19 protein-coding genes are annotated in these 17,125 nt (G+C 63.0%); 17 read left to right on the forward strand and 2 right to left on the reverse strand.

Annotation, left to right across the window (positions count from 1 at the left end):
• From EN781_RS05970 to EN781_RS05980, 3 genes are all read left to right on the forward strand, one after another.
• A partial coding sequence (locus EN781_RS05970) for a DUF1489 family protein (protein ID WP_127399853.1) occupies positions 1-123 on the forward strand: 123 nt, incomplete at its 5' end.
• A gap of 107 nt (positions 124-230) precedes the next feature.
• A complete protein-coding gene (locus EN781_RS05975) occupies positions 231-962 on the forward strand; it encodes a VWA domain-containing protein (RefSeq protein WP_126054676.1) in 732 nt (243 codons plus the stop codon).
• Positions 962-1,660, forward strand: a complete 699-nt coding sequence (locus EN781_RS05980) for a DnaJ domain-containing protein (protein ID WP_126054675.1) — start codon at positions 962-964, stop codon at positions 1,658-1,660. The genes EN781_RS05975 and EN781_RS05980 overlap by 1 nt, the downstream gene beginning before the upstream one ends.
• 42 nt (positions 1,661-1,702) lie before the next feature.
• Here EN781_RS05980 and EN781_RS05985 read toward each other — a convergent pair whose 3' ends face one another.
• Entirely contained in the window at positions 1,703-3,103 is a 1,401-nt protein-coding gene (locus EN781_RS05985; protein WP_126054674.1) for a D-alanyl-D-alanine carboxypeptidase, read from the reverse strand.
• 288 nt (positions 3,104-3,391) lie between these two features.
• Here EN781_RS05985 and EN781_RS05990 point away from each other — a divergent pair, with 288 nt between their 5' ends.
• The 14 genes from EN781_RS05990 (at position 3,392) to EN781_RS06055 (ending at position 16,776) form a co-directional block, all read left to right on the forward strand.
• Positions 3,392-3,721, forward strand: coding sequence for a phasin family protein (locus tag EN781_RS05990; RefSeq protein WP_126054673.1), 330 nt, complete (start codon positions 3,392-3,394; stop codon positions 3,719-3,721).
• A gap of 268 nt (positions 3,722-3,989) precedes the next feature.
• On the forward strand, positions 3,990-4,316 hold the full coding sequence (gene clpS, locus EN781_RS05995) for an ATP-dependent Clp protease adapter ClpS (protein ID WP_189347344.1): 327 nt from the start codon (positions 3,990-3,992) through the stop codon (positions 4,314-4,316).
• A 6-nt stretch (positions 4,317-4,322) separates the two neighbouring features.
• Complete coding sequence (clpA, locus tag EN781_RS06000) at positions 4,323-6,791, forward strand: ATP-dependent Clp protease ATP-binding subunit ClpA (RefSeq protein WP_126054671.1); 2,469 nt, start codon at positions 4,323-4,325, stop codon at positions 6,789-6,791.
• Positions 6,792-6,859: 68 nt separating this feature from the next.
• Complete coding sequence (locus tag EN781_RS35155) at positions 6,860-7,042, forward strand: DUF930 domain-containing protein (RefSeq protein WP_245455468.1); 183 nt, start codon at positions 6,860-6,862, stop codon at positions 7,040-7,042.
• A gap of 154 nt (positions 7,043-7,196) precedes the next feature.
• Entirely contained in the window at positions 7,197-8,027 is an 831-nt protein-coding gene (locus tag EN781_RS06010) for an aspartyl/asparaginyl beta-hydroxylase domain-containing protein (protein ID WP_126054670.1), read from the forward strand.
• Positions 8,028-8,293: 266 nt separating this feature from the next.
• Positions 8,294-9,241, forward strand: coding sequence for a helix-turn-helix domain-containing protein (locus tag EN781_RS06015; RefSeq protein ID WP_245455467.1), 948 nt, complete (start codon positions 8,294-8,296; stop codon positions 9,239-9,241).
• A gap of 142 nt (positions 9,242-9,383) precedes the next feature.
• Complete coding sequence (adh, locus tag EN781_RS06020) at positions 9,384-10,901, forward strand: aldehyde dehydrogenase (RefSeq protein ID WP_126054669.1); 1,518 nt, start codon at positions 9,384-9,386, stop codon at positions 10,899-10,901.
• 64 nt (positions 10,902-10,965) lie between these two features.
• A complete protein-coding gene (locus EN781_RS06025) occupies positions 10,966-11,331 on the forward strand; it encodes a DUF779 domain-containing protein (protein WP_126054668.1) in 366 nt (121 codons plus the stop codon).
• Positions 11,332-11,362: 31 nt separating this feature from the next.
• Positions 11,363-11,737 carry a fluoride efflux transporter CrcB gene (gene crcB, locus EN781_RS06030; RefSeq protein ID WP_126054667.1) on the forward strand — a complete coding sequence of 125 codons (375 nt, stop codon included), beginning with the start codon at positions 11,363-11,365 and terminating at the stop codon, positions 11,735-11,737.
• Positions 11,738-11,775: 38 nt separating this feature from the next.
• Positions 11,776-12,756: an RluA family pseudouridine synthase gene (locus EN781_RS06035; protein ID WP_126054666.1), complete on the forward strand. Its 981-nt coding sequence runs from the start codon at positions 11,776-11,778 to the stop codon at positions 12,754-12,756.
• Positions 12,757-12,781: 25 nt separating this feature from the next.
• On the forward strand, positions 12,782-12,988 hold the full coding sequence (locus tag EN781_RS06040) for a hypothetical protein (RefSeq protein WP_126054665.1): 207 nt from the start codon (positions 12,782-12,784) through the stop codon (positions 12,986-12,988).
• A complete protein-coding gene (locus EN781_RS06045; protein WP_126054664.1) occupies positions 12,985-13,902 on the forward strand; it encodes a DMT family transporter in 918 nt (305 codons plus the stop codon). The genes EN781_RS06040 and EN781_RS06045 overlap by 4 nt, the downstream gene beginning before the upstream one ends.
• An 11-nt stretch (positions 13,903-13,913) precedes the next feature.
• Positions 13,914-14,705 (forward strand): ATP12 family chaperone protein, encoded by a 792-nt coding sequence (locus tag EN781_RS06050; RefSeq protein ID WP_126054663.1) that lies wholly within the window; start codon positions 13,914-13,916, stop codon positions 14,703-14,705.
• 184 nt (positions 14,706-14,889) lie between these two features.
• On the forward strand, positions 14,890-16,776 hold the full coding sequence (locus tag EN781_RS06055) for an MFS transporter (RefSeq protein WP_126054662.1): 1,887 nt from the start codon (positions 14,890-14,892) through the stop codon (positions 16,774-16,776).
• Between the two features lie 77 nt (positions 16,777-16,853).
• Here the strand turns inward: EN781_RS06055 and EN781_RS06060 are convergent.
• A partial coding sequence (locus EN781_RS06060) for a DUF2735 domain-containing protein (RefSeq protein ID WP_245492548.1) occupies positions 16,854-17,125 on the reverse strand: 272 nt, incomplete at its 5' end.

Consider the following 17,125-nt stretch of genomic DNA (forward strand, 5'->3'; position numbering starts at 1 on the left):
TTCCAGGGCTGGCGCTATCTCAAACCCTCCGACGCGCCGGCCGATCTCGGCAAGGGCAGGGCAGGCCTGGTGGAGATGCCTCCGAAGCTCAGGCAGGAGCTGGCCGAACTGGGCCTGCTTTAGACCGGACGATACCTGCCGCGCTGCTTGTGATCCGCCGATGCTTTGGCCCTCCCTATCGCCGGACATGGGACTTGCAAGCATTGGCGCCGCGCCACATCTTGAATCTCATGAGCGACAACAAGCAGCCCGTGCCCCAAAAGGCCGATCCTGCCCCGGTCAAGCCTCAATCAAGCGCCGGGGAGATCGACGCCTTTGTCCGGCAGGCGAGAACCTTTGGCGCTTCTGCCAGCGGCACGGGCAGGGTGATTCTGTCCCTCGACGCGACGATGAGCCGGCAGCCGACCTGGGATCTGGCCAACGCGCTGCAGGGCGAGATGTTCGATGCCGTTGGCAAGCTCGGGACGCTTAGCGTCCAACTGGTCTATTTCCGCGGTCTCGGCGAGTGCCGTTCGTCCGGTTTCGTCAAAGACACCAATGCTTTGAAGCAGCTGATGACGCGGATCGACTGCCGCGCCGGCCATACTCAGATCGGCAAGGTGCTCGTCCACGCGTTGAAGGAGACGGCGGCAACCAAGGTCAATGCGCTTGTCTATATCGGCGATGCCATGGAAGAGAGCATCGACGATCTCGCCAGCAAGGCCGGCAGCCTCGGTCTGCATGGCGTGCCAGTCTTCATTTTCCAGGAAGGCCATGATTCCGGAGCGGAAAAAGCGTTCAAGGAAATTGCGCGGCTGTCTAAAGGAGCTTGGTTCCGATTTGATCGGCATGCTGCCGCGACCCTTGCGGGATTGTTTTCAGCGGTAGCCGTATTCGCCACCGGCGGGCTGACGGCACTGGAAGCCAGGGGCAGGCCGGAAGATCGGCTGATGATCGAGCATTTGCGGGGCGGCGGAAATTGATGGGCATACTGATCGCATTGGTCGCATTGCTTCTGTTGCTCCTCGGCGCCGCCACGATCTTCGTACGCGCCGATCCGGGGAAAATGGCCGATGGCATGAAGACATTGGGACCGGTTCTTTTGGCGCTGGCCGGCGCAGCCTTGCTCGTCGTGGGCCGCAGCGGCATCGGCGGCATGATGCTGGCCGGCGCGATCGCCTGGTTTGGCTCGGTGCGTATGAACCGCAGCGGATCAAGACCACCGCCGGGCAGGCGCTCCACCGTGCGCACTGCTGCGCTGGAAATGGAGCTTGATCACAAGACCGGCGGACTGGAAGGGCTCGTTCTGGCCGGCCGCCATGAAGGCAAGATGCTTGGCGCGATGAGCCTCGCCGAGTTGCAGCAGCTCTACCGTGAGCTCTCCGGCGATCAGGAGAGCCGCCAGTTGCTAGAGACGTATCTTGACGGCCGATTTCCCATCTGGCGCAAAAACGCTGAGCCGGACGGTGGCGAAGGGCTGGGTGTTGCGCCAGGTGCGGGCGCCATGACTAAGGAGGAGGCCTACAAGATCCTTGGTCTTGAAGCGGGGGCCGCCGCGGCGGATGTCCGCAAGGCGCACCGCCGCCTGATGCAGCGCCTGCACCCCGATATCGGCGGCACGTCGTTCCTTGCGGCGCGAATCAATGAAGCCAAGGACGTCTTGCTCTCCAACCACAACTAGTCTCCTTCGACGCAAAAATTTCCCGGGAGATTGCAAGCCGACCTACTGCTGGACGGCGTAACAGCTGATCTTCTTCTTCTTCAAAGCGTTGCACGCATCCCACGCGGCATCCTTCGACGAGAAGCCGCCGAAGCGGGCGCGGTAGTAGGTGACGCCGTCCTTTTCAAAGGCGACGGTGAAGCCGGCGGCGTCGGCCAGCACCTTCGGCGCCTGCTTGCTCGTCTTGTCGAGGAAGGCCTGGGCTTCGGATTGCTTTGGCGAGGACGCCACCTGCACGGCCCAGCCGGAGGGGACCGAAGCGGTCTTGACCGGATCGACCGCTGCAGCCGGTTCCGGCTCGGCGTAGGCCGCGACGGCTTGCGGCGCTGGCGACGGAACCACGGCGGCGACTGCCACGGTCTTGACCTTCTTGATCTGGACGACCGGCGTGGTCTCCTCGACGACGGGCGCGCTGTCGTCCGCGGAGGCGACGACCGCCTCTTCCTCAACCGCCGGCTTTTCGTCCGGGGTCGGCGCGTCATGCTTCGGCAGGAGCACCTTGGCCAGCGCACTGATCGGATTGCCGCCACCGGCCTTGGCGATAAGGGCGCTACCGCCACGCGTCGACGCCTTCGGCATATAAGCGTTGATCAGGCCCGCCATCTGGTTGTCGCGGGCGCGGCCCGAGGCGCCGCCCATGACGACAGCGACGAGCTTGCGATCGCCGTCATTGACCGACGAGACCAGATTGTAGCCGGAAGCGCGGGTGTAGCCGGTCTTGATTCCGTCAACGCCCTTGATGCGGCCGAGCAAGCGATTGTGACCATTGATGCGCCGACGGCCGTAAAGGAAGGAGCGTTGAGAAAAGTAGCCGTAATATTGCGGGAAGTGCTCCCTCAGCGCGATGCCGAGCATCGCCATGTCGTGGGCGGTGGTGAACTGGCCGGGATCGGGCAAGCCATTGGCGTTGCGGAAGACCGTGCCGTTCATGCCGAGCGCACGCGCCTTGGCGGTCATCATGCGGGCGAAATTGGCTTCGTTGCCGCCGAGCAGCTCACCCAGCGCCGTCGCGGAATCATTGGCCGACTTGGTCACCATCGACAGGATGGCTGTGTCGACGGACACCGATCCGCCGGGCTTGACGCCAAGTTTCGTCGGCGGCTCGGCCGCGGCGTGGGCAGAGAACGGCACCGCCGTGTTCTTCGAGATCCGACCCTTCGCCAGCGCCTCGAACGTCAGATAGAGGGTCATCATCTTGGTCAGCGAAGCGGGATAGCGCCGACCATTAGCGTCGGAAGAATAGAGCACCTTGCCCGTCTTGGCGTCGATGACGATGGCCGCCGATTTCGCCGCCATCGATGAGGCGGCATCCGCGACGACGACGGTCATCGCCAGGGCGACGATCGTGATCGCCTTGAGAAAGGAGGAGGTTTTGGAGACGAAGCCCAACAACGCCTGACGCACTGCTATTTCCCTGAAATTTCGTTGCCCCGGAGGCGGCGGCGTGAGCCTGCCTCGCTTCCGGCCAAGCTATCGCGGGCAGCGTTACCAATCCGTTTATGGTAACCGCCGCGTTCACCATTTTCTGGCGATTTGAGCCTCTTTTTATTCGAATTTTGGACTCTTCCCGTCCGCCCGTGCCCAGCAAACGGCCAAAAACTTGACTTTTGTGCAGCGCACAATATATTTGCGGTGCATTGCACAAGGGCGCCCGGGGCAAATGGGCGTTTCAACCACGAAGGGAAGCGTGAAATGGCCCAGACCTATGAGGACTTCAGCAAATTCGGCAAGGAGTTTGCCGACACCGGATTGAAGAGCTTTGCTTCGCTCACCAAGGGCGCGCAGGCGATCGCCACAGAAGCGGGCGAGTACACCAAGAAGAGCTTCGAAGCCGGCAGCGCCGCGTTCGAGAAGCTGTTCTCGGCCAAGTCGTTCGACAAGGCGATCGAGATCCAGTCCGACTACGCCAAGCAGAGCTACGAGAGCTTCGTCGCCGAGGCCGCCAAGATCGGCGACCTCTATGCCGAACTCGCCAAGGAAGCCTACAAGCCGTTCGAATCGATCGTAGCCAAGGCGAAGTAATTTTCGCCGCAAGGCACTGAAACTAGGCCAGCCGGCCTGCAAGACAGACCCGGTCGCGGATGCGCGGCCGGGTTTTTTCATGCCCGCTTCGATCTGGGCCGTAGCCACCTACACGATTGCGAAAATCGCTGAAGTTTGCCCACCTAGCCATATTGTCAGCTAAACAGAAGGGCTTAAAATCGTCCATCGAACACCTACATGTCGAACTCGCATGGGGAGGCAGGACTACGTGACGACCGGTTTGACTGCCACGGCAGGCGTGGTGCGGATGCAGAGTGACGGCGACGGCAACGGGGCCGGTCGCGGCACGGCCGTGATCACGCGCACCAAAACCAAGACCAAGAAGCCCAGTCTCTACCGGGTGCTCATCCTCAACGACGACTACACGCCCATGGAATTCGTGGTTCACGTGCTGGAGCGTTTTTTTCAGAAGGACCGCGAAGCCGCCACACGCATCATGCTTCATGTTCACAATCATGGAGTGGGCGAGTGCGGGGTCTATACATTCGAGGTGGCCGAGACCAAAGTGTCCCAGGTCATGGATTTCGCCCGACAGAATCAGCATCCGCTGCAATGCGTGATGGAGAAGAAGTGAGGTAACATGCCGGCTTTCTCCCAAGGCCTGGAAAAGGCGCTACATCAGGCGCTGACGCTCGCCAATGAGCGGCATCATGAATATGCAACCCTTGAACACCTGCTGCTCGCCCTGATCGACGACACCGAGGCAGCCGCCGTCATGCGCGCTTGCAACGTCGACCTCGACGAATTGAAGCACACGGTTCTCACCTATATCGACACCGAGCTCGACAACCTCGTTACCGGCTATGACGAGGATTCCAAGCCCACCGCCGGTTTCCAGCGCGTTATCCAGCGCGCCGTCATCCATGTACAGTCGTCCGGCCGCGAGGAGGTCTCCGGCGCCAACGTGCTCGTCGCGATCTTCGCCGAGCGTGAGAGCCACGCCGCCTATTTCCTGCAGGAACAGCAGATGACCCGCTACGACGCGGTCAACTACATTTCGCATGGCATCGCCAAGCGCCCCGGCGCCTCGGAGAACCGCACCCCGCGCGGCGCCGATGACGAGCAGGGCGGCCAGAACGGCGCCGAGCCGCAGGAGGAGAACGGCAAGAAGAAGCAGCAGCAGGACGCCCTGACTGCTTATTGCATCAACCTCAACAACAAGGCCAAGGCCGGCAAGATCGATCCGCTGATCGGCCGCGAGTCGGAGATCAACCGCACGATCCAGGTGCTGTGCCGCCGCTCCAAGAACAACCCGCTCTATGTCGGCGATCCCGGCGTCGGCAAGACGGCGATCGCCGAGGGTCTGGCCAAGCGCATCGTCGAGGGCGACGTGCCAGAGGTGCTGCACAACGCCACTATCTTCGCGCTCGACATGGGCACGCTGCTCGCCGGCACGCGCTATCGCGGCGACTTCGAGGAGCGGCTGAAGCAGGTCGTCAAGGAACTCGAGGACTATCCCGGCGCGGTGCTGTTTATCGACGAGATCCATACCGTGATCGGGGCAGGGGCCACGTCAGGCGGCGCCATGGACGCGTCGAACCTGCTGAAGCCGGCGCTGTCGTCGGGCGCCATCCGCTGCATCGGCTCGACCACCTACAAGGAGTTCCGCCAGTTCTTCGAGAAGGACCGCGCCTTGGTGCGGCGCTTCCAGAAGATCGACGTCAACGAGCCGACCATCGAGGACGCCATCGAGATCATGAAGGGCCTGAAGCCCTATTTCGAGGAGTTCCACAAGGTCCGCTACACCAGCGAGGCGATCAAGGCCTCGGTCGAACTTTCGGCCCGCTACATCAACGACCGCAAGCTGCCGGACAAGGCGATCGACGTGATCGACGAGACCGGCGCCTCGCAGATGCTGGTGCCCGAAGCCAAGCGCAAGAAGACCATCGGCATCAAGGAAATCGAAGCCACGATCGCCACCATGGCGCGCATCCCGCCGAAGACGGTTTCGGCCGACGACGAGAAGGTGCTGCAGGGTCTCGACATCGAGCTGAAGCGCGTCGTCTACGGCCAGGACACCGCCATCACCGCGCTGACGTCGGCGATCAAGCTGGCGCGCGCCGGCCTGCGTGAACCCGAAAAGCCGATCGGCTCCTATCTGTTCTCGGGCCCGACCGGCGTCGGCAAGACGGAAGTCGCCAAGCAGCTCGCCGCCTCGCTCGGCGTCGAACTGATCCGCTTCGACATGTCGGAATACATGGAACGTCATACCGTATCGCGGCTGATCGGCGCGCCTCCCGGCTATGTCGGCTTCGACCAGGGCGGATTGCTCACCGACGGTGTCGACCAGCATCCGCACTGCGTGCTCTTGCTCGATGAGGTTGAGAAGGCGCATCCCGACCTGTTCAACATCCTGCTGCAGGTGATGGACCATGGCAAGCTGACCGACCACAACGGCAAGCAGATCGACTTCCGCAATGTCATCCTGATCATGACCACCAATGCGGGTGCGTCAGATGCGCAGCGGGCGGCGATCGGTTTCGGTTCGACCAAGCGCGAAGGCGACGATGTCGAGGCGATCAACCGGCTGTTTACGCCGGAGTTCCGCAACCGTCTCGATGCGATCATCCCGTTCGGCTCGCTGCCGGTGCCTGTCATCCACCAGGTTGTGCAGAAGTTCGTCATGCAGCTCGAGGCTCAGCTCTCCGAGCGTGGCGTCACCTTCGACCTGTCGCCGGATGCGGTCGCCTGGCTGGCCGACAAGGGCTATGACGAGCGCATGGGCGCGCGGCCGCTTGGCCGCGTCATCCAGGAGCACATCAAGAAGCCGCTGGCCGACGAGGTGCTGTTCGGCAAGCTCAAGAAGGGCGGCACGGTGCGCGTCACCGTCGAGAAGAAGGAAACCGGCGAGACCGGCCTGAAACTCGAGTCGCTGGCTGACGAGGCTCCGGTGAAGCCGAAGAAGGAAGAGCCGGAGGAAGCGCCGAAGCCCCGCAAGACGGTTGCGAAGAAGCCGGTGGCCAAGAAGGCGGTGGCGCAGAAGCCGGAGCCGAAAGGCAAGGATGGCGGCAAGCGTAGCCTGGTGCCGCAGTTGCCGCGCAAGGGCTGATAGCCCTGACGATAAAAAAGCCCCGGAAACGGGGCTTTTTTCATGCAATCTGCTGCGGTCAAGAGTGAGTGTGGGGCTCGGTCGCCGCCGAAGGTGCCGCCTTCCGCAGCCGCGGCAGCTGGCACGGGCTGAAATTCAGATGCGGGCCGGCCGGGGACGGTGACAGCGTCATCGGCTTCGAGTTCCTGGTCAGCGATGAAAGAGAAATGGGACGATCTCGGCCTGCCCGTGGCGTGGACAAGGCGATCTGACGGGCATGAGCGGCACCGGCCCCCCGCCGGCACCGCCATGATTGCCGTTGTGTGGCGAAGCAAAAAATCCTATCAAGGCGCACGGCTGCGGGGGTTGCTGCCGTGACTTTGGCGCACTCAAGCGAACGGGATCGCGCTCCCCGCGCGGAATAAAATGACAAGGCAAGCTCGAAAGACCATCCGTCAGGCAGCGATTGCGATTCCGCTTCTCGCGCTCGGCTTCTATTTCATCCCGATCCTGACAACGATCTGGATCGTTTGCGGCCTGATCGACGTGCTGCGCAACAAGAACAAGGACCTGTCGCTGTTCCGCGGCTATTTTCTCGGCAACGGCCTCTTCACCTGGCTGCTGTCGCCCTTCAACCTGCTGGTCGACCTGCTTTGCTTCAGGAACCCGGGTGTCTGGAAGCTGGAGCAGTTTCCCGCCGACTACCAGCGCGAGGTCAACGAGGTTCTCGACGTCTTTAAGGCGCGCAAGGACGATATCATCGCCGATATCGACGCCAATTTCGGCACCGGCCGGCGCGGCATGTATGTCTATCAATGGTACGGCAAGCACAAGATCGACAACGTGCCGGAATTCAACAAGGATTTCAAATACATCAAGACCATCGCCGTGTCGGTCTTCAGGGGCAAGGAGTCGACGTCCTGGCATTTCGGCCCGCTTCGGCTCAGCCTGCGCATTCTCTACAACCTGCTGCCGGTGAAGGCCGAGATTTTCGTCGAGTGCAACGACGCCAGGAACTACTGGCATGACAATCCGCTCTACATTTTCGACGACACGCTGCTGCACCGTTCGGTCAACGAGTATGACGGGCGCCGCTACTGCGTCTTCATGGACATCATCCGTCCATCCCCGTTCCCCGGCCTCATCGCCGGCCTGCTCGCCATCGTTTCGGTCAGCGTCGAACGCATCAATTCCCTGTTCTACAAGAACTGGAAGATGATCGGCTCCAGCAAGCCGAAGAAGGCCGGGGCGAACTGAGCTTCGACAGGACCTCGCCAATCCGCCTTGAACCAACGTCCAATGGCGCCGGCCGGCAGCCACCTTTAGAACGCCAGAGCAATTCTGGAACGATTGCGTAGCGATTTTCCGTCCCGAATTGCGCAAAATCAATACGTGTCGGGGTCAGCGTTCTATATCGAAAGCTGAACTGCCTTGGGTGTCGAATATTTTCTAGCCAACGTGACGACTGAGCGGGAGGAGGTCCCGCTTACGGGAGGGTCAGGTTGATCGGTCGGCAATCAGTCGTGCATGCAGATCTTGTCCAGGCCTCGATCGCCAGAAGCGGCGCGGCCCATTCGGCACTGGTCGCCTCATGGCGACGTTCTCTCCAACTGCACGGTCTCGATCCAGCCGAGCGCAAGGCCCCCAGGCGATTGACCGAAGGCGAGTTGAGAGGGGCCCGGCAGCGCATGGAGCCATTGGTCCGCGCCGCCGAGGCAAGTCTCAATCGCCTCTATCTCGCCGTAGGGGGCGTTGGCTGCTGCGTGATGCTGGCGGACCGCGACGGCATCCCCGTCGAACGCAGGGGCGCCGTCGCCGACGACGAGACATTCGACGAATGGGGGCTTTGGACCGGCACGGTCTGGAGCGAGGACAGTGAAGGCACCAATGGGATCGGCACCTGCATCGCCGACCAGCGGGCGCTGACCATCCATCGCGATCAGCACTTTTTCTCGCGCAACACTTTGCTCAGTTGCACGACGGCGCCGGTCTACGACCACGAAGGCAATCTAGCGGCGGCGCTCGACGTGTCATCGTGCCGGTCGGATCTGACGGAAGGCTTTGTCCAGCTGATCGCTGTTGCGGTGGGTGACGCCGCCCGCCGCATCGAGGCCGAGAATTTCCGCATGGTCTATTCCAACGCCCGCATCCTGCTTGCCCCGGTCGGCGAGCGCAACACCGGGGCGCTCATCGCCATCGATGCCGACGATCTGGTGATCGGCGCGACGCGCTCGGCCCGTTGCGCGCTCGGCATAACTCGCGAAGCCTTGGCCAAGGGGCTGCTCGCGGCCGATATCCTCGGCGACTCTGTGAGGGCCGGGGAAGATCTGGACGATGCCGAGCGCGGAGTGGTGCAGCGCGCGATGGCGCGCGCCGGCGGCAATGTTTCCGCTGCGGCCCAGAGCCTCGGCATTTCGCGCGCCACGCTGCACCGCAAGCTCGCCCGTTTCGGCATCCACCGCGCGCACTGATTTCCTGGACCTGACCTGTCGCAGTTCTGCGACACTCGGCGGCCATGATCGGTTGGCCCCGGGCTGACAAGCCAAAAGGCATCCGCAACTGTCTCCCGCGACGCGACACATTCCGTGCCGCTGTTTTGCTGGGAGGCAGACAATGAACAAGGTGGAATTTTCCCGCACGGCCAAGGTTCCCTTCGCCAAGCGCTACGACAACTACATCGGCGGCAAATGGGTGGCGCCACTATCTGGAAAATACTTCGAGAACATATCACCTGTGACCGGCGGGCCGCTGGGCGAGGTCGCCCGGTCGGACGCCAGGGACATCGAGGCGGCGCTCGACGCGGCGCACAAGGCCAAGGACGCCTGGGGCAGGACAAGTGCTGCCGCTCGCGCTCTGATCCTCAACCGCATCGCCGACCGCATGGAGGACAATCTCGATCTGCTGGCGCTCGCCGAGACCTGGGACAACGGCAAGCCGATCCGCGAGACGACGGCGGCCGACCTGCCTTTGGCCATCGACCATTTCCGCTATTTCGCCGGCGTGCTGCGCAGCCAGGAGGGCAGCATTTCCGAGATCGACCACGACACCGTCGCCTATCATTTCCACGAACCGCTCGGCGTTGTCGGCCAGATCATTCCGTGGAATTTCCCGCTGCTGATGGCGGTATGGAAACTGGCGCCAGCGCTCGCCGCCGGCAATTGCGTGGTGCTGAAGCCGGCCGAGCAGACGCCAGCCACCATCATGCTGTGGGCCGACCTAGTCGGCGACCTGTTGCCGGAGGGCGTGCTCAACATCGTCAACGGCTTCGGCCTGGAGGCCGGCAAGCCGCTGGCATCGTCGAACCGCATCGCCAAGATCGCCTTCACTGGCGAGACGACGACGGGCCGCCTGATCTCGCAATATGCCAGCCAGAACCTGATCCCGGTCACGCTCGAGCTTGGCGGCAAGTCGCCCAACATCTTCTTCCAGGACGTGACGGCGGAGGACGATGACTTCTTCGACAAGGCGATCGAAGGCTTCGTGATGTTCGCGCTCAACCAGGGCGAGGTCTGCACCTGCCCGAGCCGCGCCCTGGTGCATGAAAAGATCTACGACAGGTTCATCGAGCGGGCGCTGAAGCGCGTCGAGGCGATCGTCCAGGGCGATCCGCTCGACCCGGCAACCATGATCGGCGCCCAGGCTTCGAACGAGCAGTTGCAGAAGATCCTGAGCTACTTCGACGTCGGCCGCCAGGAAGGGGCCGAGCTGCTCACAGGCGGCGAGCAGAACCATCTGCCGGGCGACCTTGCCGGCGGCTACTACGTCAAGCCCACCGTGTTCAAGGGCCACAACAAGATGCGCATCTTCCAGGAGGAGATTTTCGGACCGGTGGTGTCGGTCACGACCTTCAGGGACGATGACGAGGCGCTGTCGATCGCCAACGATACGCTCTACGGCCTCGGCGCTGGCATTTGGAGCCGCGACGCGAACCGCTGCTACCGCTTCGGCCGCGCCATCCAGGCCGGGCGCGTGTGGACCAATTGCTACCACGCCTATCCGGCGCACGCTGCCTTCGGCGGCTACAAGCAGTCCGGCATCGGTCGCGAGACGCACAAGATCATGCTCGATCACTACCAGCAGACCAAGAACATGCTGGTCAGCTACAGCCCGAAGAAGCTTGGCTTCTTCTGATCCTCCCGGGGCGAGGGGGGAGGGCGCGGTTCGCCGCGTCCTCCTTCGATTGTTGGAGGATCTGATGGACAAAAGATCTCTGAACAAAGTGTCCGCCACGCCGGAGGCGGAGGCGTTCCTGGCCGAGATCATCGCCGATCACGGCCCTGTTCTGTTCCACCAGTCCGGCGGCTGCTGCGACGGCTCCTCGCCAATGTGCTATCCGCGCGGCGATTTCATTGTTGGCGATGCCGACGTCATGCTGGGTGAAATCGGCAACACGCCGATCTACATCAGCGCCTCGCAGTACGAGGCCTGGAAACACACGGATTTGATCATCGACGTGGTGCCGGGCAGGGGCGGCATGTTCTCGCTCGACAACGGCCGCGAGCGGCGATTTCTGACCCGTTCGACGATCTGCGCGGTTCCACCCGCCGCCGGGAGGGATTGACCCGGCAAGCCGGCAACGGCAGAAAGCCGCCATGGCCAATCTACTTCTCGTTGTCATCGGCGGCGGCATCGGCGCCGGCATCCGCCACTTGACCAATATGGGCGCGCTGCGCCTGGTCGGCCCCAACTATCCCTGGGGCACGATGGTGATCAACATCGTCGGCTCCTTCGTCATGGGCCTGTTCATCGCCGTGCTCGCGCGACGCGGCGGCTCGAACGAGGTCAGGCTGTTCGTGGCCACCGGCATCCTTGGCGGCTTCACCACTTTTTCGGCCTTTTCGCTCGATTTCGCCACGCTTTGGGAGCGCGGCGCGGCGGTGCCGGCGTTCGGCTATGCGCTCGCCAGCGTCATTGGCGCGATCCTCGCCCTGTTTCTGGGTCTTTGGCTCGCAAGAAGCCTGCCTTAATGCTATTGCCCCGCTTCCGAAGAGGCAAAGCGAGACAAATGGCAGGCGTTGAACAGATCACGGTGGAGGCCGGCGAGGCGGGCATGCGGCTCGACCGCTGGTTCAAGACCCATTTCCCGGGGCTCGGCTTCGGCCATCTGCAGAAGCTCCTGCGCTCCGGCCAGATCCGCGTCGACGGCGGCCGGGTGAAGGCCGACACGCGCGTCGAGCCCGGCCAAACGGTCCGCATCCCGCCGCTCGAGGTCGACAAGAAGGGCGAGGCGCCGCTCACCGGCCATTCGATCCGCAACCAGGGCGACGCCGATGTGCTCGCCAAGATGCTTATCCATGAGGACCCGAAGGTCTTCGTCTTCAACAAGCCCGCTGGGCTCGCCGTGCAGGGCGGTTCGGGCGTCACCCGCAATGTCGATGACATGCTGGAGGCCTGGCGCAACCAGAAGGGCGAGAAGCCGCGCCTGGTGCATCGGCTCGACCGCGACACATCCGGCGTGCTGGTCGTCGCCCGCACCAGGCTTGCGGCGATGAAACTCTCCGAAGCGTTCCGGGCGCGCGAGACCAAGAAGACCTATTGGGCACTGGTCAAGGGCGTGCCGCCGAAGCGCGAGGACAAGATCTCGACCTGGCTGGTCAAGGAACCGACCCCGGACGGCGACCGCGTGCGCATCGCCAAGCATGGCGAGAAGGGCGCCGACCATGCGGTCTCCTACTATCGGGTCGTCGAGCAGGCGGCGCAGTCGCTGTCCTGGCTGGAGATGGAGCCCTATACCGGTCGCACCCATCAACTGCGCGTCCACGCTGCCTACATTGGCTGCCCGATCATCGGCGATCCCAAATATTTCGAGGCCGACACCAATTGGGACTTTCCGGGCGGCATGCAGAACCGCCTGCATCTGCACGCGCGCCGCATCCTCATTCCGCACCCGGACCAGGGCGTCATCGACGTCACCGCGCCGATGCCGCCGCATATGCGCCAGAGCTGGAACCTGCTCGGCTTCGACGAGCAGAACGCGGACGACTAGGGACGACTAGGAGAGGAACTGGGCCATGGGAGGAACCACGCTCACCAACCAGTTGGTCGGATGGCTGCCTTTTCATCATGATTTTTCTCGTGTGGCTCATCTTACGCGCCGCGCTGCTGCCAGGCAGGGATCGGTGGCGGAGATCGGCCGCGAGAACACTGAGGCGGTCAGACAAAACACCGAAGCACTGAAAGCACTGCTTGCTAAGTTGGAAAGCCAATCGAAGCAATGACCACGGCAACCGAAATGGGCCGTCGCGATGCGGTCGACATGGCGGCCGCCACGATCATGGTCGGGCTGACCTTCTCCTGGGGGCTGAACTACGTCGCCGCCAAGGTTTCCTACGCCGGCTATGATCCCGTCTTCGTCTCGATCGCGCGCTCGATTCTTGGCGGGCTCTGCGTGCTCGGCTGGTGCCGGCTGCGCGGCATCAAGCTGTTCAGGCCGGATGGGACGCTAGTCGCCGGCGTCGTTGTCGGCGTGCTCTTCGGCGTTGAATTCCTGTGCCTCTATATCGGGCTGGAATACACAACCGTTGCCCGCAACACGCTACTGGTCAACACCATGCCGTTCTGGGTCCTGATCGGCAGCCATTTCCTGCTCGGCGAGCGCATCAACGCGCGCAAGCTGGGCGGGCTTGTTCTCGCCTTCTGCGGCCTTGCGGCGGTCTTCTCCGAAGGCATCGTTGCCGGCAACAATGCGACGCTCACCGGCGACCTGCTCAGCCTCGGCTCAGGGATTCTGTGGGCGATGACCAGCATCGTCATCAAGCGGTCGAAACTGGTCGACACGAGCGCCGAGAAACTGCTGCTCTATCAGCTGGCCGGCGCCGCGGTCGTCGGTCTGCTGGTCATGCCTTTTGCCGGCGCGCCGATCCGCGCGGTCACGGCCTTGCCGACCTTGGCGCTGCTGTTCCAGTCTTTCTATATCGTCGCCTTCACCTATGTATTGTGGTTCTGGTTGCTGACGCGCTATCCGGCGGCGGGCTTGTCGAGTTTCGCCTTCCTGTCGCCAGCCTTCGGTGTCTTGTGCGGCGCGGTGCTTTTGGGCGAGCCGCCGACGGTCAGGATTTTCCTGGCGCTTGGCCTGATCGCCGCTGGCCTTATCATCGTCAACCGGCCGGCGCGCAAGCAAATCCTGGGTTAGAGAGTTCCGACATGCGTGACATCCTCAACGACCTCGAAGCGGGAAAGCAGCTTTCCGATCCCGATCCCGTGCGCCGCGCCCAGATCCAGATGAAGACGCCGCTGCCGAAGCGCTTCTACAAGGCCGTTGCGGTCGTGCCGGCGGAAGAGGGCTTTGCCGTCCATCTCGACGGTAGACCGGTGCGCACGCCGGGCAGGGCGTTGCTGGCGCTGCCGACCGAGAAGGCGGCGGCCCTGGTCGCCGGCGAGTTCGACGCGCAAGGCGAGGTCATCGATCCAGTGGCCATGCCGGTCATGCGCCTCGTCAACACCGCCATTGACGGCGTCGCCAGCGATCCGCAAGCGGTGTTGGAGGACATCCTGCGCTTCGCCTCGTCCGATCTGCTGTGCTACCGCGCCGACGGTCCGCAAGGGTTGGTCGACCGGCAGAACCAGCTTTGGGATCCGGTCATCGACTGGGCGCGCAGCGCGCTTGGCGCCCGCTTCCATCTCGCCGAAGGCATCGTTCATGTCGAGCAGCCGCGCGAGACCATTGCCGTTCTCGGCGCCCATCTTGCGCAGCGCATCGAGCCCATGCGGCTCGCCGCCATCCATGTCATGACCTCGCTGACGGGCTCGGCGCTGTTGGCGCTCGCCGTCGACTTCGGCGAACTCGACGGCGAAGCAGCCTGGGCCGCCGGCCATGTCGATGAGGACTGGCAGATCGAGCATTGGGGCCAGGACGCCGAGGCCGTGGCGCGCCGCTCGGCCCGCAAGCGCGACATGATGGCCGCAGTCAGCCTGCTCGACGCGCTGAAAGCCTGAGGCCGCGCTCTGCTTTCGCACTGCACCTAATACGAAAGTCATAATCCCATCGTCGCTCTGCCGTTGCCCGGCGCTTTCTGTCATTTTTTCGCCCGTAGCTGCGTTTTTGAGTCCGCGTTCGGAGGAGTTGCGGGCGGTGGCGCAGCCATCGAGGACAGACGGGATCCCACGGGAGGACATATCAATGGCAATGGCATCGACCGCCGGCGGAACAAGCCGCGGCATGACGCGGGAAGAGAAGAAAGTCATCTTCGCTTCCTCGCTCGGCACCGTTTTCGAATGGTACGATTTCTATCTTTACGGCTCGCTGGCGGCTTTCATCGGCGCCACATTCTTCTCGTCGGCGCCGGAAGCGACGCGCAACATTTTCGCGCTGCTTGCCTTCGCCGCCGGCTTCCTGGTCCGCCCCTTCGGCGCCTTGCTGTTCGGCCGCATCGGCGATCTTGTCGGCCGCAAATACACCTTTCTAGTCACCATGACGATCATGGGCTTGTCGACCTTCCTGGTCGGCCTCTTGCCCGGCTATGCCAGTTGGGGCATCGCCGCACCGATTATCCTGATCGGGCTGCGCATGCTGCAGGGCCTGGCGCTCGGCGGCGAGTATGGTGGCGCCGCGACCTATGTCGCCGAACACGCGCCCGACGATCGCCGCGGCTTCTACACCTCCTGGATCCAGACGACCGCGACACTCGGCCTGTTCCTGTCGCTGATCGTCATCCTCATCGTCCAGGGTTCGATGAGCAAGGAAACCTATGCCGATTGGGGCTGGCGCATTCCCTTCATCGTTTCCTTCGTGCTGCTTGCCATCTCGATCTGGATCCGACTGTCGCTCTCGGAATCGCCGACCTTCCAGCGCATGAAGGAAGAAGGCAAGGGTTCGAAGGCACCGCTCTCGGAAGCCTTTGGCCAGTGGAAGAACGCCAAGATCGCGCTGCTGGCGCTGCTCGGCCTCACCGCCGGCCAGGCCGTGATCTGGTATAACGGCCAGTTCTACGCGCTGTTCTTCCTGCAGAACGTGCTGAAGGTCGACCCGCAGTCGGTCAACATCATGATCGCGATCGCGCTTGCCGTCGGCTCGATCTTCTTCGTCGTGTTCGGCTGGCTCTCCGACAAGATCGGCCGCAAGCCAATCATCATGGCCGGCCTCGCTTTGGGTATCGTCTGCACCTTCCCGCTGTTCAAGGCGCTGACCAAGGCGGCCAATCCGGCTCTTGCCGCCGCGCAGCAGAACACCCGCGCGACGGTGACCGCGGCACCCGGCGACTGCAAGTTCCAGTTCAACCCGGTCGGTACGGCGAAGTTCACGACATCCTGCGACATCGCCACCTCGTTCCTGACCAAGAACTCGGTGCCTTATGACGTGGTCGCCACGGCGGCACCCGGGACGGCCGCCTCGGTCAAGATCGGCAACGAGACGGTGGAATCCTACGATGCCGTTGCCGCAGGCGATCAGGCCAAGGCCAAGGACGCCGCTTTCGTCAAGGCGGTCAACATGTCGTTGCGGGATGGCGGCTATCCGCTGAAGCGCGCGGCGATCAAGGTTCCGGACCAGAAGCTCGACGCCTTCATCGCGGCCAATCCCGAGCTCAAGCTCGACGCGGCGGCGATCCGCGGCGGCGAGAAGACGACCGTTGCGGTCGACCAGGCGGTTAAGGACAAGCTGCTGACCAAGGATGAGGCGGCGGGTGCGCCCGAGATCACCGTCTACAACATTCCGGGCGGCGGCGCCTTCGCCATGTTCGCCGATCCGGCCGCGGTGAACTGGCCGATGACCATCGGCATCCTGTTCATCCTCGTGCTTTTCGTGACCATGGTCTACGGACCGATCGCAGCAATCCTGGTCGAGATGTTCCCGACCCGCATCCGCTATACCGGTATGTCGCTGCCCTACCACATCGGCAATGGCTGGTTCGGCGGCCTTCTGCCGGCGACAGTGTTCGCGCTCAGCGCCTACAAGGGCGACATCTACTATGGCCTCTGGTATCCGGTGGTGATCGCGGCGATGTCGCTGATCATTGGCATGATCTTCGTCAGGGACACGCTCGGCACCGACCTGCACACCAAGCAGTAGCCGGTCGGCTGCGATACAAAAAAGCCCGGCGTGAGCGATCACGCCGGGCTTTTTCCATTCGCAAGTTTGCGGGAGACTCAGCTCTTCTGCCGCTGGCCTTCTTCTTCCTCGATCGCCGCTTCGTGGTACCAGCCGTCAAAATCGGCATGCGTGTTGCGCAGCGAGGCAAGCTCTGCCGCGAACTTGGCCTTTGCGCCTAAATTTGAGGCAGCTTTGCGCCCTGCCAGAGGGAACATCAAAATCTTCGCCGACGGACGGGACGGGGTGACTTGCATTGGCGATCTGCCTTCTTCTCCAGGAGCCAGTCGATTCATCTGTTTCCAAGATAGGTCGTGCGACTCATTTAAGC

Origin of the sequence: Mesorhizobium sp. M4A.F.Ca.ET.090.04.2.1, from assembly GCF_003999085.1 — a bacterium.
GTDB lineage: Bacteria > Pseudomonadota > Alphaproteobacteria > Rhizobiales > Rhizobiaceae > Mesorhizobium.

Bases quoted from the DNA above. Each gene is read 5' to 3' on its own strand.
- EN781_RS05990 (WP_126054673.1), top strand. From the start codon at position 3,392: ATGGCCCAGACCTATGAGGACTTCAGCAAATTCGGCAAGGAGTTTGCC.
- EN781_RS06010 (WP_126054670.1), top strand. From the start codon at position 7,197: ATGACAAGGCAAGCTCGAAAGACCATCCGTCAGGCAGCGATTGCGATT.
- EN781_RS06055 (WP_126054662.1), top strand. From the start codon at position 14,890: ATGGCAATGGCATCGACCGCCGGCGGAACAAGCCGCGGCATGACGCGG.
- EN781_RS06045 (WP_126054664.1), top strand. From the start codon at position 12,985: ATGACCACGGCAACCGAAATGGGCCGTCGCGATGCGGTCGACATGGCG.
- EN781_RS05975 (WP_126054676.1), top strand. From the start codon at position 231: ATGAGCGACAACAAGCAGCCCGTGCCCCAAAAGGCCGATCCTGCCCCG.
- adh (WP_126054669.1), top strand. From the start codon at position 9,384: ATGAACAAGGTGGAATTTTCCCGCACGGCCAAGGTTCCCTTCGCCAAG.
- EN781_RS06035 (WP_126054666.1), top strand. From the start codon at position 11,776: ATGGCAGGCGTTGAACAGATCACGGTGGAGGCCGGCGAGGCGGGCATG.
- clpA (WP_126054671.1), top strand. From the start codon at position 4,323: ATGCCGGCTTTCTCCCAAGGCCTGGAAAAGGCGCTACATCAGGCGCTG.
- clpS (WP_189347344.1), top strand. From the start codon at position 3,990: ATGCAGAGTGACGGCGACGGCAACGGGGCCGGTCGCGGCACGGCCGTG.
- EN781_RS06025 (WP_126054668.1), top strand. From the start codon at position 10,966: ATGGACAAAAGATCTCTGAACAAAGTGTCCGCCACGCCGGAGGCGGAG.
- EN781_RS06040 (WP_126054665.1), top strand. From the start codon at position 12,782: ATGGGAGGAACCACGCTCACCAACCAGTTGGTCGGATGGCTGCCTTTT.
- crcB (WP_126054667.1), top strand. From the start codon at position 11,363: ATGGCCAATCTACTTCTCGTTGTCATCGGCGGCGGCATCGGCGCCGGC.
- EN781_RS05980 (WP_126054675.1), top strand. From the start codon at position 962: ATGGGCATACTGATCGCATTGGTCGCATTGCTTCTGTTGCTCCTCGGC.
- EN781_RS06050 (WP_126054663.1), top strand. From the start codon at position 13,914: ATGCGTGACATCCTCAACGACCTCGAAGCGGGAAAGCAGCTTTCCGAT.